This is a genomic window from Sphingopyxis sp. LC81, from assembly GCF_000756375.1.
Taxonomy (GTDB): domain Bacteria; phylum Pseudomonadota; class Alphaproteobacteria; order Sphingomonadales; family Sphingomonadaceae; genus Sphingopyxis.
The window spans coordinates 210,865-224,833 of the sequence record NZ_JNFD01000035.1 but is presented as its reverse complement, the minus strand read 5'-3'; the positions used below and the strand labels follow the sequence as shown (position 1 = coordinate 224,833).

The window sequence follows — 13,969 nt, the reverse complement described above, 5'->3', positions numbered from 1 at the left end:
GCCCTGCCGCACGCTAGGGCAACGGCATGAGTGAAACGCTGCGCAGCGATGTCCTGATTTCGGGTGGCGGCCTGGTCGGCCAGGCGCTCGCCCTTGCCCTTGCCCATCACGGCCTGTCGGTGCAGGTGGTCGATCCCGCCGATCCGGTCACGACGATCGCGCCGGGGTTTGACGGGCGCGCCTCGGCGATCGCGAGCGCGACATGGCAGATGTTCGAAGTGCTGGGGATTGCGGAGCGCCTTGCCGGTCACGGCTGCCCGATCCGCGCCATTAAAGTGGGCGACGGTGCCCCCGACAGCGGCCGCGGCGGCGAACTCGACTTCGTCACCGCCGAGGGTGATCCGCCGCTCGGCACGATGGTCGAGAATCGCCAGCTCCGCCTCGTGCTTGCCGCGGCGCTCGCCGAGGCGCCGCTGGTGCGGCTGCTGATGCCGGCGCAGGTCGTATCGCGCGAGATCGATGCGCATGGCGTCACGCTGACGCTGACCGACGGGACAAAGCTCGCGGCGCCGCTGCTGATAGTCGCCGAGGGCCGCCGCTCGCCAACGCGCGATGCCGCGGGATTCAGCATCGCGAACTGGTCGTACCATCACCACGCGATGATCGGCGCGGTCGCGCACGAAAAGCCGCACGGGAATGTCGCGCACGAAATCTTCTATCCGTCGGGGCCGTTCGCGCTGCTGCCGCTCGTTGACGACGAGCAGGGGCGGCACCGTTCGGCGTTCGTGTGGACGGTCGCCGAAAAGGACGGTCCCGGTTTCGCCAAGCTCGGCGAGCGCGGCTTCGTTGCCGAGCTGCAGAAGCGCGCCGGCGGCGTGCTCGGCGCGATGGAGCTCGTCGCGCCGCGCATGACCTATCCGCTCGGCTTTCATCACAGCGCGTCGATCGTCGCCGACCGCATCGCGCTCGTCGGCGATGCCGCGCACGGCATCCATCCGATCGCGGGGCAGGGGCTCAACCTCGGCCTCCGCGACGTTGCGGCGCTGACCGAAGTGCTCGTCGAGGGCGCGCGGCTCGGGCTCGACCTTGGCGATGCGGCGCTGCTCGCGCGCTATCAGCGCTGGCGCGGGCTCGACAATATGATGGTCAGCCTCGCGACCGACGGGCTGACGCGGCTGTTCGGCATTCCGGGGCGCACCGCCGCCGCGGTGCGCCGCACCGGGCTCGGCGCGGTGCAGCGGATGCCGGTGCTCAAGCGCTTTTTCATGGACGAGGCGCGCGGCGAGGCGGGCGACCTGCCGCGCCTGCTCGCGGGCACCGAGGTCTAGGTATTACTACCTAGGCCGCCGGCAGCGTGGCGCTAAGCATGACATCCTATCCCTGAGCGCGCGGTAACCACGCCGCGGGCAGGATGGGGACGGGACCATGTCGGCAAAAAGCGACGCGCTCGAAGCAGCGGTGACGGACTATATTCAGGCGCGAACCGCGCTCGACGCGGCGCCGGGCGCGCGGACGCGGGCTTTGGCCGACCGCCGCTTCGCCCGGCTGGCAGCGCTCGCCGCGCCGCGTATCCGCTATTTCACGCGCAGCTACGGCCTGACCGATGTCGCCGAGGATGCCGCGCAGGTATGCGCGATCGCGCTGCATCGCGCCGCCGAACGCTATGATCCGGCGCGCGCACGTTTCACCACCTATGTGAACTGGCAATTCCGCGCCGAACTGCAGGCGCTGCGGCACCGGCTTCACGGCGACCAGCGTTGCGCCGGGCGGCGGCATGTCACCGCGACGCTATCGCTCGACGCGTTGCAGGAGGAAGGCGCCGACGCCTGGCTGACCGATCCGGCCGCCGAAAGCGCGACCGAACAGGGCGCCGCCGACAATCTTGCCGCGCTTTTGGCCGACCGGTTGGTCGAGGCGTGGGCGGGCCGTCGCCGCGCCAGGCTGGGCGCATCGCGCGGCGATGAAAGCCGGATGGAAACCCGGCTTGCCGCCGAAAAGAAACTCGTTCGCCATCATCTGATGGTGAGCGACGCGGCGGAACGCTTGCGCGAAAGCGACCGGCATATCGTACGCCGGGCGCTCGCCGACATCGTCCATCATGCGCCGGTCCGCAAGCCGCACTAATCGTCTATTGCAGCGTGGCGCGGCCGTCGTCGCCGTCGAAACGGCCGAAAAACTGCATCAGCTGGACGACCAGTTCGGCGCGCGCGTCGATCGGCGACGCTTCGAGCAGCGCCTGCTTGGCGGCGGCATCGAACGGAGCGACCTGTGCGATGCCGTTCACCAGCGTCGCATCGTCGAGCTGGCCCACCGAATCCCAGTCGACGACATAGCCCTGCCGCGCCGCAAAGCGCTTGGCCTCGCGTTCGAGGCTGGCGCGCTCGATGCTCGCGAGGACCGCCTCGTCCTCGGCTTCGAGTTCGATCTCGGCCTCGACCTGCCGGAACGGCGTCGTGACGTCGAGCTCGCGGCGGACGCGAAAGCGCGCGACGCCTTCGAGAACGAGGTTGAAGCGCCCCTCGTCGAGCGCCTCGACATCGACGATGCGGCCGACGCAGCCGACGTCATAGAGCGCGGGCGGCTCGCGATCCTCTTCGCCGGGAAGCTGGCGCGGCTGGATCATCCCGATCTGCCGGTCGCGCGCCAGCACCTCCTGCACCATCGCCGAATAGCGCGGCTCGAAAATGTGCAGCGGCAGGTGCAGCCCGGGAAACAGCACCGCGCCGGTGAGCGGAAAGATCGCGATCCGCTGGATAGTCAGAGGCGCGGTTTCGCCCATCAGCCGAACAGGATGAGCGACAGGCGGCGGCGCTGCGCGGCGACCCACGCGTCTTCGAGGCCGACGGCCTCGAACAGCGAGAGCAGCTTGGCGCGCGCGGCGTCCTCGTTCCATTCGCGGTCGGCGGCGACAATGTGGAGCAAATTTTCCGCGGCGGCATCGCGCTGGCCGGCGCCGATCTGCGCGCTCGCAAGGTCGAAGCGTGCCTGATGGTCGCCGGGATTCGCGGCCACAGCGGCCTCGAACGCGGCGAGCTCGCCCGCATCGGGGGCATCGGCGGCGAGCGCGAGCGCGCTTTTCGCCTGCGCGACCGCGGGATCTTCGCTGACCTCGGCCGGCACCACGTCGAGCGCGGCCTGCGCGCCCTCGATATCGCCCGCGAGCACAAGCGCCCGAATCAGCCCGCCATGCGCCGCGGCATTGTCGGGCGCCATGTCGAGGATTTGCGCAAAGAGGCTCGCGGCGCGGGGACCGTCGCCTTCGGCGAGAACGCTTTCGCCCATTTCGATCAGCGGCGCGATCTCGACCGCGCGCGCGGTCGCTTCGCTCTCGATCGGGAGCTGCGCGAGCAGCTGATCGAGAATCGCCTTCAATTGGCTTTCGGTGCGCGCGTTGGTCAGGTTCGCGACCGGCTGGCCCTGAAAGATCGCATAGACGGTCGGGATCGACTGGACCTGGAACTGGCCGGCGATGAAGCGATTCGCATCGACGTCGACCTTCACCAGCACGACGCCCTTGTCGGCATAATCGGCGGCGACTTTTTCGAGCACCGGGCCGAGCTGCTTGCACGGACCGCACCATTCGGCCCAGAAATCGAGGATGACGAGACTGGTCATCGACGGTTCGACGACATCGCGGCGGAAGGCTTCGACAGCTTCCTTTTCGGTGGGATTCAGACCGAGCGTGGCCACGCAGATATGCTCCTGTTTTGATTTGCCGTCGCTTCTGCGCCGGCGGAAAGACTCTTGCCCCGCTTATGTGGGATTTGCGGGCGATATGCCAACCCTTCGGAGAAAATGCACAATCAGGGGTTGCCGAGTCAAAAAGCCGGTGCTAATCGCCCGCCTCACCCGCTGGAACCGACCGGTTTCCAGCCGCCAGAGCGGGCGTAGCTCAGGGGTAGAGCACAACCTTGCCAAGGTTGGGGTCGAGGGTTCGAATCCCTTCGCCCGCTCCAGTTTTTCCAATGTATATCAGTGATTTGGCGCAGAATTGCATTCTGCGTTTGGGTGAGATTCGCGTATTTGGGGCCAGATTGGGGTGCGATCTTGAGATAATCGGCTGCGTAGTGCTCATTTCCACTGCCCATTGCCTAACCCCAATACTCGTCCAAGCTAGCCATCGTAAGCGACGGATGCTTGCGTGCATCCGATCTGATTTCTCGCAGCGCGACGTGTCCTCCGATCTGATATAGAAACCCGACGAGATGGATCGGCGGCACATAGTTCTGGTGCGCATAGAACATCTGCATGGCATATCTGGAGATGCGCTGAGCTCCGAGTTCCTGATCTGGCGCGTCGATTGCTATGAGACCCCAGAAATATGGGTTGTCGGCGTATCGATGGTAGGGCGGCTCTATGAGGTTCCTCCGTACTATCGATTTGATGATTTGCGCCCCCTTCTTTCCAGAGATGCAATTGCGGATGAGCGAGTAACATTCGCGTTTCAAGAACCCTTCGGCTTGATCGAAGGGAGGGCGTGGCTGCTTCCCCGGATTTGCTTCGCGCTCCTTTTGTCTTGCGCGGTAGCCTGCCAAAATTTTCTCCGCATGGATCATAAAGTCGAGTTCAGCCTCGGAAGGCTCACCTTTGCTGCGCCTAGGTTTAGCATTCCTGTCACGCCTTGGCGCCATAGCCACACAAACCTTCCATCAATCTGGGTTCATCACTGCAAATATCAGAATCGCATCTAGAAGCGATGCATTGCTCCTCGCAGCGCCTTCTACACATCTCGCAGACATCTCTAACGGCCGAGTTTAGCCCGTTGCCGTCTGAGCCGGACGGGCGATTTCGTATCCGCTCTCCCAAGCTCGCTAAATTCCATACGCCGAATGAGTTGAGGCACGTCTGCGAATGGAGGTTCCGCACGACGGGCCTTGCCGTAACAAGGAGTAAGGCAATGAAAAGAGAGCTAATATCGATGACCGAGTTCTGCAAAATGCTTGGAGTTCAAAAGACCAAGGCTTATGAAATTTTGCCCGGGGTTAAATCCGTAAAGATCGGCCGTCGTCGGCTTGTCTGCCGCAGAAGCGCGAAAGCGTACGTCAAGAATCTGCTGAGCGAAGGCGAGCAAGGATGAGCCGTCGAGGAATAGGCGGGCTTTCCAAGCCTCCAAAAAAATACCGGATCAAAGCCGGTATCCTCGAAGACGGTAGCTGGTTCGCATTCGAAACATTGGATGAAGCGCGATCGGAGGACGAGACGCGCGTTAAGATTCTGTCTCGGCTTACAAGCAAGAAGAGCAGGATTGATCATCAGTGGCGCCGTCGTGAAATCCGTGCCCTTGTTGATTGCATCGAATCTGCATCGACGATCGCCTCGTCGGTTCGAATGCGAAAACACCGCAAGCGAGTTGGCGGGCACTTGGAGTGGTTCAGACACCGGACCGGTGGCGATGTCAGATTCTTCACATTACTCCCCGCAAACTGGGTGTATCCGGCAGGATCGCTCCATGGAGCCGACGCCATCAAACTCTTGGCGGCACTTCGGCAAGCACTAAGGCGAAAAGGAGCCGATCGAGCATCCGGCTGGCTGTTTGCATATATTGACGGCGAGTATGATCCCACGTCTCGCACATTTCGCCTCCATGTCCATGGCCTTGCATCTGGCGAGATGATTGATGTTGTGCGGCGCATTAAGAATGCTCGAAACCTTCAGCCCGAGGGCAAGTCAAAGTTGCCGGGCGCGGTGCGCTTACCGGTTCAGTTCAAAAGGATGGTGAGGACGCCCAAAAAACTGGCGACATATTGTATGAAAAGTTTCTGGTGCGAGCGACCGGTGTTCGAAGATGCGGAGATGAAGCCAAAGAGACCGCGTGGAAAGCGACGCATCAACTATCTCCAACCGTTTGCCGAACATCTGCTCTGGCAGGACCGGTGGAGCATACAGAATCTGGCGCTTCTGATGGGGATGTCGGTGCGAGAAGGGCGCTTTGAGGTACACTGAGAGTGTACACGTAAAGTGAAGCCTGATCGATCAAGCCAATCGACTATGGCGCCTGTTGAGGCAGGGAGTGGCCATATAGAGTTATACCAAGGGGTAACACTGCTATTGGGCTTTTGCCCTTCACACGGACGAATACCGATGGCTTGCGTACATTGATGTTCGCCCCATCGTAGTCTCGTTCTCGCCCGTCATGCTGACGATGTTCGATGGGAGAGGCAAATGGCGCGACAGTGTTCCCCCTACTTGGGTATAGCTTGGGGTCTGATCGGATAATGGCGGATTCAAGCGAACACAACGAAGCGAGGTGACCAAGGCGTATTCGTGTACAAAGTTTGCGGAGAATTGGGCTCTGGGTTTTACGTTTTCATTCCCTTCGCCCAATTCCAAATCAAAGATTCTCAAGGCGGCATTCTGCCCAAAAAGCGCTGCTTCGATCCTGTGAACCATCCGGCGGTGATCCGGTGTCTTTCAGATGCCGGAGAATTTCGATCTCCTTCCTTTCTTTGCATTGTATCGCTGTTTGCCGACGTTCCTCGTGAGCCTGATTGCGCTTTTGAGACTCCGCTGCTTCGGCATCGGACCGCGCCTTCTCCAACTCATACTCTTTGGCATATCGGCGCGCATCCTCATCGTGCTTCTTTCGGAACTGCGCTGTTTGTTCTTCCAATGAAGTTCGCTTGATCCCGAGGCGCTTGTCTCGTTTCTCGGCCATCAAGACGGCGGCAAGGAGCGCCCTCGCCTGAGGGGACGCAGCCGAATTGTCGATGGCAGTTTGTTCTTCTGCTGTGAGGAGATCGGATTTAGCGAAGTACGATTCAGGCGCAGAAGGAGCAGGCGCAGCCGCTGAAGAGGAGGTCCCCAGCTCGGATTCGGCCTGCGCTACCTGTTCTTCGAAGGTCCCTGCGGCGCTACTTGAATGAGGAGCGGCGTTTTCCTTTTCCTGGGGAACTTCCGAGCAGCCGGCGATGACGCACGCTACGGCCAACAGCGACTTCTTGATGGTCATTTTGGATTCCTCATGATTTTGCCTGAGGGGCGTCGGATCGGTTTTTAGTTAGTGGCCTCGGCTTTCACCGCGAAGGCATCCTCAGCGCCGCGGTCCGGCGTGAAGATTTCTGAGCATCTCAGACATAGGAATTTCGCGTTCCACTCGGCCAATTCGCGAGGGTAGTCTTTGAGATTGTATTTCCAACCGATGACGGCCAGTATCGCAGCCAGTACGCACCCGGAAAGGAACACCCAGTGTCCGGCAAAAAGAGACGCGATCCAAGATGTCGCTATGATCCCTATTCCACCTGAAATGACAGGCCACTTCTCCGGCGCGGCATGTTTCTGAGCGAGCGTTGACGTCGAAGAACCGCTCGTGGATGCTGCCATTAAGCCAGCACTGCCTCCGGTCGCACCGACGCCCACAGTCGTTGCCTTGCTGCTGAATGTCCCACCCTCAACGGCGAGCGATAGCTTCTGCGTGTTGTCGCTTCGGCAATTCGGACAAGCTAAATCCATCGTACCCTCCCCTTATCAGTCCGCCGTCCAATGGACCTACTCGGCCATCGGCCAGCCGCGAGCTTCGGCCACGGTAAAAATGTCGCCGTTCGATCGCGACAGCTTCAACGTCTGCACGCCTTCGCCTTTGCGATCCGCGACAAGCACGACGGACCCTTTGTCGCCGCACAGGATGCGGAAGTTTCCGAATGCCCAATCATCATAACCGGTCACGATCTCGCCGATGCTAGGCTGTTTCTCGACATACTCAGTCACGAAGTCGAGCCACATGATCTTCACGGCGCGCGGCTGCACTTCGACCGAAAAGGGATAGCTGTCGAATTTTCTGGTGCTGTTGGGATGGAAGCCATCAGGAACATGCGAATAAAAACCGTGGCAGACGGTCGGCTTTTCGCCCGAGACTTGCGCATAGGAAACGGACTGGATCGTAATGGCCGCGGTTGTTGCAGCGGCAGCAATCACCGCTAGTCGCCAGATTCCACTTAAGTGCATTTGGTATTCCCCCTGTTCGATGGTTGAAGGTTGTGTAGCCGAGACAACTACGGGTCGTAAATACAGTGTCCTTAAATACCGTGGCCATAAATACAGAATGACGCTTGATGATCCTGATGCCTCGTGTTTCAGGAAAATCAGGCGATCCCGTTCTTATCGCGCTTGGCGATGCCATCCGTCGCGCTCGTGCGGATCGAGAGATATCGCAGGAGGCGTTGGCAGATGCCGCTGGAATCGACCGGAGCCATATGGGCAAAATCGAGCGTGGCGAGCGCAACGTGACCGTGCTGAACGTCAAGCGTGTGGCTGGTGCGCTCAATCTACCAATCGCGACCCTGTTCGAGCGAGCGGGTGTCTGATAGGGATTTCTTCGATCCTACCGGTCTATGTTAGCGTATTTCGGCGAACTCGAATTGTCCCGGCCCGGTCGATGACATCGGCGAGCGGGTCGTTCAGGCTGACCGGCAGAGATGACATGCCCTGACTGTCGAAAAGGACCAGCCTGTTAGGCGTCATGTCGACGATGACGCTGAAATGCGCCCAATCGATGAGGCAAGCTACCACCGGCGCCCCAGAATTGAGGCTCTCTTCGATCCAGCCTCGGATGTCTTCGCGATCGCAAGCCTCGGCGACGAACCGCATCTGTTTCGTGCTGGCCAACTTGGCCATGTGATGCGCGAGCCAAATCATCCTTTCGTTTGCCATGCCATGCGTGACTGGGTTCAGGGAAGGATGCTGTTTGCGCGTTATGGCGACTGCCGAGGCGAACAGAGACCGCGCTTTGGGCAAGCCGAGCGGCCGCAAAGGATAGGCAGCGATCTGCAGCGCATTCAACGTGCAATAGATCCCGCAAAGTGCGCCGAGCTGCCCCTGTCGGAAAGGTGTCAGCCGGGCGGCGGCTCGGGCAACCGGATTGGCCATCGCTATGCGCCCCGCCATCAATATTCTGCCGCTAGCATCACGGTGAGCAGACGAATTGTGATCGCCGGGTCGGCGGGGTCTGTCGACCGATACCGCATATCGAGGTCGTAATAGTCGATCTTCCAGTTGATCCGGTGTCCGAGGAAATCGAACGCTCCGAAATCCCTTTCGTAATATGGGTCGTTGTCGGCCGAAAAATCACTGAAAGCTCGGACGCGCTCGAGAATTTCGGGAACATATACGCCGCCATGAAAATCCAAGATTCCGTAAGTTACGGCGAGCTGCCCGCCTCTGAGATGGCATCGGAGTTCGTCGTTCAAATATGCAATTCGCGATGTGCGTGACGTAGGCATATGGGCGTGCGTCGTCGTGTCGTTGCCATCCATGACAAAGATTCCTGAAGTTTGAGTGTGAAGGAAAATGCTGCCGAAATTATCGGGCCAGCATTGCAGCAACGATGCGTCGGTAATCCCCAGGTTGACAGCACTCGCGACGCGCGCGCCGTTGACCGAGCAATGCCGATCTCCGAGCCGAAATCACTTCGGCTTCAACATCATCATGAATTGTTTTTATGGGGATCAAAACGCCGTTGGCGCACCGCCAGTGTAGCATGGAGCCGCGGTGATGCCAAAAAACGCGGTTTACCTAGTAAGCGCCAATGCGGTTTCTGTCGCAGCGGGCAAGCCGTCAGACAATTCTCTCGGATATGATTTCCGCCAGCTTTGCGGTATCATTGGTCTGGCACTCCCAAATAACCACGACCTTCCAACCGGCTTTGACGAGCTTGTCCTGATTGACTGCATCTCTCTCCCGGTTCCGGCGGAGTTTGTGAGTCCAATAGTCTTGGCGGGACTTTGGCATGGAGGCTCTTCGGCATCCTTCGTGTTGGTGCCAAAAGCAGCCGTGGACGAACAATGCGATGCGCCGCTTGGGAAAGACGATATCCGGCTTGCCGGGCAAATCTGATCGATGAAGCCGAAAGCGGAAACCCATCGCGTGAGCAAGCTTTCGGACACGCATTTCGGGACCAGTATTTTTCCCTGAGATGCGGGCCATTATTGCCGAGCGGCGTTCCGGCGAAACTTGATCCACCATTGGATTTCCAAGTGAGCGGCTTATCCCGCGGCCACTGCCGTCCCGTTGAGGGTCGTCCGAAGCAGATTCCGATCTTGAGCCTCAAGAACATTGCGCAAGCGGCGACCTACCCATTCCGCGACAGGCGGCGTTACGGCGTTGCCCACAGCGTGATAACGCAGACTGTCAATCCTGTCAGCCTGACGGGCATCGAAGTTCTCGGGAAGAGTCCAATCCTCGGGGAAACCTTGCACTCGCTCCACTTCATTTGGCGTAAACCGGCGGACCCTGCCATCTGGATACCAGACGTAGTTTCGCGACCAGTCGGTTCCGGTATGGCGGGCCGATTCCGCGTAAATGCAATGGGCGATGCTTTTTACGAGGGGGCCTTGGCTAGGATCTCCAAGGATTGTCTGAAAGACGGAGGGAGATTTCTCCCCATTCGATCGACCCTTCGGAGAATTCCAGTCGCCGCATTGGGGCTCAAAAAGTACTTCTGCGGCACCTCTTGCGTCTCGATGGAGGGCAACAATGTAGACTCGACGACGTTGCTGGGGGACTCCGAAGTCTTTACTGTTAAGCACACGCCATGCGACACCATACCCGAGTTCGTCCAACGCCTTGAGTACGATGGAGAAGTCACGTCCTCCGTGGCTAGACAGAAGCCCGTGAACATTTTCGAGGATAATTCCTCTTGGAGAACGGTCTCCAACGAGAGAGATAAAGTCGTGAAAGAGTCCAGATTGGCTCCCTCGAAGCCCCGACCGCTTCCCCATTCGTGCAAGCGAGAGGTCTTGGCAGGGGAATCCTGCTGCCCATATATCAGCTTCAGGGATGTCTGTTTCATCGAGCTTCCTGATGTCATGGTCGAGAGGCAAGTCGGGCCAGTGCCGCTTTAGAATGTCGCGGCAAAAAGGCTTGGCCTCGCATTGAAAGAGGACCTCAAAGCCGGCTCTTTCCAAGCCCAAATCGAGTCCGCCGATACCCGAAAAGAAAGATGCAACAGAGTACGACAAACCCACCCTCATTGAGAACAAATGGGGAACAGGTGCGCCATAGTATGATTGTCCCCTCGCCGTCAATCGGCTCTGTTGCCGGGAATCGCACAAAAATTTCTGGCAATCCACCCAAAATCGTGTTCGACACGAAACTATGTCCACCTGCTCCATCCGATGGAGATCGTCAGGGGGTCGGGGGGAATGGGAGTATGTGCCTGCCGACAGCCTGACGGATCATGCCATCGAAGTTAGCTTTGATCCGCTTGGTATCACCATCCCAGCTGAGGTGATGGCCCGTAAGGTGCAGGGCAAGCCGCGCCTTAGAAAGCTGGAAAAGGATAATCGGAACAAACTGCATCTTCCGGCGCTGGTCATGGCGGTGTGCAGATTGCCGGAACCGAGGCGTCAAGATTTAGACAATACGGCTCACTTCCCTTTGCGCGATAAGTCGTTTCTGATCGACGCGATGGACTTCGACATCGTGGATATGAATGCGGGCGTAGCCACATTGGCACCCTTGCGAGTGTCCATCATGCACTCAGGCTATGTGATCAATTTGGAGGACCGGCTAACTGCCATCGCGAAGGATGTAGCCGACCTCACCCCCATAGAGTCGGAATTTCCAGCTTTGGCGGATGCGATTCGCGGGCATTATGCTGAAGTGATGAAGGGAGTGAACTCCGCTTCGATCCGAACCGTGGCGACGAAGTTCAATACTGAAAGCGCCGCAGCCTTTGGCGACACGAATGCCGGCTCTGCGGATGAGGTGCTAAAATATCAAAAACTGCCTGAAAGCGAGATCGAGGAAGCGATCACCGGAAAAGAAGGCCGTATCCTCACTAGGATACATTCGTACCGGGAACGCGATCGCGCCTTTGTGGCAAAGGTGAAAAAGCATCGAAAGAAGCTAAATGGTAAAATTCCATGCGAGGCTTGCGGCTTAGACCCGTTGACCACCTACGGAGCGGAAGGCGAGCGCTGCATTGAGGCGCATCATCGAATTCCGATTCAGGAACTGCAACCCGATAGCGTCACTCGAGAAGAGGATATCGCTTTAATTTGTGCAAGTTGCCACCGCATCGTGCATTCACGTTATCCTTGCCTAACTCTGGATGAGCTCATCGCACTCTTGAATGAAACTGGGTAAGCGACTGGCGTAGTTGTCACTGCCCGTCTGCCCGCTCAGATGCCAGCATCACCGTTAAGATGCCGAAGGGTGATGACGGTGCGCTGGCGCCCAGATCGTAAACAAGTTCGTCGCCATCGAATGCCACGGCCAAACATGCCCCGAAGAGATCAAAGGACATGGGCGCGGCGGCTTCTGAGGGCCAAGCGCCCCTTTCCGATTCAATGATATCGGTAACGACTTTTATCAGTTGAGGAAGGTCAAAATCGGGCAGCGACCGAACGCCCTCGGTCACCACGAAATTGTCAAATGGTTCATATTTTGAGGGCGCCCTCATCTGCTTGGTTCCCCTACGTGCGCTAGCAGTGCTTCGCGCTGCTCTTCACTCAGCGGTTCGTTGGCTGCCAGCGCCTCCAACGCCGTTGAAAGAACCGAGACGCCATTGCCCCCTTCGTCTTCTGGGGGGACCAGAAGGTCCGTTGCCCATAGAGCAAGCGCGTGTCTCTTCTCTTTGGAATAGCCATACAAATCATAGCTTGCCCGGAGACCTTTGATCGCATGCCCGAGCACCATTTCAGCCACGTGAGCATCGACCTCGAGCCGGGAAAGGTGGGTGCGCACTGATCGGCGAAAATCGTGCAGTGCAAATCGGGGCATGGGGCTGCCAAGGATTTTCTCGGCGCTGCTATGGAGTTGATCGATGATCTTACGCGGCACGCCGGCGATGGGCTTTGCGCCGTTCGTGGTCGACAACATGAAATCGCCTTCATTCCATCGCGTCAACGTATCGATCACGGTCATTGCCTGGAAGGGCAGGCCCACAAGGAAATGGCGACCCGACTTGTAGTGTTCGGGCGGGACGATCAGTTCAGCATTCTGGGCATCGAACCAAGACCAGCGCGCAGCGCATATTTCCATCTCGCGGCAGCCTGTGAGCATCAACAATTGGATCGCCGGACCCCACGGCTCGCGCATGGCATCCGCCGCGGCCCATACCGCTCGGGCCTCTTCCATGCTGAGATATCTTTGACGGGTGCCCAGCTTAGGCGTTTTCACCTTCGTAAACGGATTGGCCTTTGCCCGGCGTTCGTCGATCGCCCACTGGAACAACAGCGAACCCCATTTGCGGGTTTCATTCGCTGCGCCGGGACGTGGAACAATAATGCCTGTCTCCGGGTCAGGGGTTCCCTGTGCCACCTTGTTTATGAGGGATTTTGCATCGCTGTCGGTGATGCCGCCCGTTGGCCTTTCACCCCATGCCGACACTATGTGTCGTTCAAGCGTCCACTTCGCATTGCGCCAAGATCGCATCGATTGCTCGGCATGGGCCACATAGTCTTCAACCAGCGCGGCGACCGTATCCCTTTTGTCGATCGCGCGCTCTTGGAAATCAGTCAGCGGATTCCGGCCCGCCGCCGCGTCGTCGGCATAAGCAGCCGCTTTGCGACGCGCTTCCTTGATCGTTACGTCGGGATAGCTTCCCAAGCTGACTCGGTGATAGCGAACACCATTGAGCTTTGTGCCTCGCTCGGTGATCCCACCTTCGCCGCGAATCCTGAACCTGAATGTCCATGTCGGGCGTCCGCGTGGGCCGACGCGCAGGGTCAAGCCGTCGATAGTCCCGTCCTTAAGTTCGATGCGTTCGCTGGGTGGGCGATCCAGCAACGCGCGCAAGCGGACGTCTGTCAGCTTGCTATTCGGGGCACTTGTCGTCATGGGCAATCCTAATTGGGGTCAGATTGGGGTAGCAAATGAGTCGGTTTCCGGCGGACGTCAGCGGACGGCGACGGCCATGTGCGAACTAGAAATATCTAAATATCAATGTTTTAGTGGCCGAGCACGTATTGCAGCGATACGCCGCGGACGCAATGCCCCAAAGTTGCCAAGGTTGGGGTCGAGGGTTCGAATCCCTTCGCCCGCTCCAGTTTTCTTCATAAAATCAGTGATTTAGTGAGGCGCGGATTGCGTC

The 13,969-nt window shown here is 59.0% G+C and carries 18 protein-coding genes and 1 tRNA gene; 7 read left to right on the top strand and 12 right to left on the bottom strand.

The window, feature by feature from the left end:
* Positions 1-26 precede the first annotated feature (26 nt).
* A complete protein-coding gene (locus tag FG91_RS16990) occupies positions 27-1,268 on the top strand; it encodes an FAD-dependent monooxygenase (RefSeq protein WP_037517212.1) in 1,242 nt (413 codons plus the stop codon).
* Between the two features lie 97 nt (positions 1,269-1,365).
* Positions 1,366-2,064 (top strand): sigma factor, encoded by a 699-nt coding sequence (locus FG91_RS16985; protein WP_037517210.1) that lies wholly within the window; start codon positions 1,366-1,368, stop codon positions 2,062-2,064.
* A 4-nt stretch (positions 2,065-2,068) separates the two neighbouring features.
* Here FG91_RS16985 and FG91_RS16980 read toward each other — a convergent pair whose 3' ends face one another.
* Both FG91_RS16980 and FG91_RS16975 read right to left on the bottom strand, forming a co-directional pair.
* Positions 2,069-2,719: an LON peptidase substrate-binding domain-containing protein gene (locus FG91_RS16980; RefSeq protein WP_037517208.1), complete on the bottom strand. Its 651-nt coding sequence runs from the start codon at positions 2,717-2,719 to the stop codon at positions 2,069-2,071.
* On the bottom strand, positions 2,719-3,630 hold the full coding sequence (locus tag FG91_RS16975) for a tetratricopeptide repeat protein (protein ID WP_037517207.1): 912 nt from the start codon (positions 3,628-3,630) through the stop codon (positions 2,719-2,721). The genes FG91_RS16980 and FG91_RS16975 overlap by 1 nt, the downstream gene beginning before the upstream one ends.
* Positions 3,631-3,821: 191 nt before the next feature.
* On the opposite strand from FG91_RS16975, the gene FG91_RS16970 reads away from it, so the two are divergent.
* Positions 3,822-3,896: transfer RNA gene (locus FG91_RS16970), tRNA-Gly, on the top strand.
* Between the two features lie 135 nt (positions 3,897-4,031).
* Here FG91_RS16970 and FG91_RS16965 read toward each other — a convergent pair.
* Complete coding sequence (locus FG91_RS16965) at positions 4,032-4,577, bottom strand: hypothetical protein (RefSeq protein WP_161785674.1); 546 nt, start codon at positions 4,575-4,577, stop codon at positions 4,032-4,034.
* Positions 4,578-4,858: 281 nt separating this feature from the next.
* Here FG91_RS16965 and FG91_RS22085 point away from each other — a divergent pair, with 281 nt between their 5' ends.
* Entirely contained in the window at positions 4,859-5,017 is a 159-nt protein-coding gene (locus FG91_RS22085; protein ID WP_161785673.1) for a hypothetical protein, read from the top strand.
* The gene (locus FG91_RS21875; RefSeq protein WP_152568155.1) at positions 5,014-5,883 is read left to right on the top strand and encodes a hypothetical protein; all 870 of its coding nucleotides are present in this window, start codon (positions 5,014-5,016) and stop codon (positions 5,881-5,883) included. Before FG91_RS22085 ends, FG91_RS21875 begins: the two co-directional genes overlap by 4 nt.
* A 388-nt stretch (positions 5,884-6,271) precedes the next feature.
* Here FG91_RS21875 and FG91_RS21870 read toward each other — a convergent pair whose 3' ends face one another.
* Genes FG91_RS21870 through FG91_RS16945 form a run of 3 tightly spaced genes read right to left on the bottom strand, consistent with a single transcriptional unit; the run spans position 6,272 to position 7,851 of the window.
* Entirely contained in the window at positions 6,272-6,889 is a 618-nt protein-coding gene (locus FG91_RS21870) for a hypothetical protein (RefSeq protein ID WP_152568154.1), read from the bottom strand.
* Positions 6,890-6,933: 44 nt separating this feature from the next.
* Positions 6,934-7,389 (bottom strand): hypothetical protein, encoded by a 456-nt coding sequence (locus FG91_RS21865; protein WP_152568153.1) that lies wholly within the window; start codon positions 7,387-7,389, stop codon positions 6,934-6,936.
* A 36-nt stretch (positions 7,390-7,425) separates the two neighbouring features.
* On the bottom strand, positions 7,426-7,851 hold the full coding sequence (locus tag FG91_RS16945) for a hypothetical protein (RefSeq protein ID WP_037517194.1): 426 nt from the start codon (positions 7,849-7,851) through the stop codon (positions 7,426-7,428).
* A 137-nt stretch (positions 7,852-7,988) separates the two neighbouring features.
* Here FG91_RS16945 and FG91_RS16940 point away from each other — a divergent pair, with 137 nt between their 5' ends.
* Positions 7,989-8,240 carry a helix-turn-helix domain-containing protein gene (locus FG91_RS16940; RefSeq protein ID WP_235212082.1) on the top strand — a complete coding sequence of 84 codons (252 nt, stop codon included), beginning with the start codon at positions 7,989-7,991 and terminating at the stop codon, positions 8,238-8,240.
* A gap of 25 nt (positions 8,241-8,265) precedes the next feature.
* Here FG91_RS16940 and FG91_RS16935 read toward each other — a convergent pair whose 3' ends face one another.
* From FG91_RS16935 to FG91_RS22610, 4 genes are all read right to left on the bottom strand, one after another.
* Positions 8,266-8,802 carry a hypothetical protein gene (locus FG91_RS16935; protein ID WP_152568152.1) on the bottom strand — a complete coding sequence of 179 codons (537 nt, stop codon included), beginning with the start codon at positions 8,800-8,802 and terminating at the stop codon, positions 8,266-8,268.
* A 17-nt stretch (positions 8,803-8,819) separates the two neighbouring features.
* Complete coding sequence (locus FG91_RS16930; protein ID WP_052187789.1) at positions 8,820-9,188, bottom strand: DUF3768 domain-containing protein; 369 nt, start codon at positions 9,186-9,188, stop codon at positions 8,820-8,822.
* A 301-nt stretch (positions 9,189-9,489) separates the two neighbouring features.
* Positions 9,490-9,858 carry a very short patch repair endonuclease gene (locus tag FG91_RS16925; RefSeq protein ID WP_235212081.1) on the bottom strand — a complete coding sequence of 123 codons (369 nt, stop codon included), beginning with the start codon at positions 9,856-9,858 and terminating at the stop codon, positions 9,490-9,492.
* Between the two features lie 59 nt (positions 9,859-9,917).
* The gene (locus FG91_RS22610; RefSeq protein ID WP_037517186.1) at positions 9,918-10,904 is read right to left on the bottom strand and encodes a DNA (cytosine-5-)-methyltransferase; all 987 of its coding nucleotides are present in this window, start codon (positions 10,902-10,904) and stop codon (positions 9,918-9,920) included.
* 181 nt (positions 10,905-11,085) lie between these two features.
* On the opposite strand from FG91_RS22610, the gene FG91_RS21120 reads away from it, so the two are divergent.
* Positions 11,086-12,021: an HNH endonuclease gene (locus tag FG91_RS21120; protein ID WP_052187785.1), complete on the top strand. Its 936-nt coding sequence runs from the start codon at positions 11,086-11,088 to the stop codon at positions 12,019-12,021.
* Positions 12,022-12,037: 16 nt separating this feature from the next.
* Here FG91_RS21120 and FG91_RS16910 read toward each other — a convergent pair whose 3' ends face one another.
* A complete protein-coding gene (locus tag FG91_RS16910; protein ID WP_152568150.1) occupies positions 12,038-12,337 on the bottom strand; it encodes a hypothetical protein in 300 nt (99 codons plus the stop codon).
* Positions 12,334-13,716 (bottom strand): tyrosine-type recombinase/integrase, encoded by a 1,383-nt coding sequence (locus tag FG91_RS16905; protein WP_037517179.1) that lies wholly within the window; start codon positions 13,714-13,716, stop codon positions 12,334-12,336. The genes FG91_RS16910 and FG91_RS16905 overlap by 4 nt, the downstream gene beginning before the upstream one ends.
* Between the last annotated feature and the right edge of the window lie 253 nt (positions 13,717-13,969).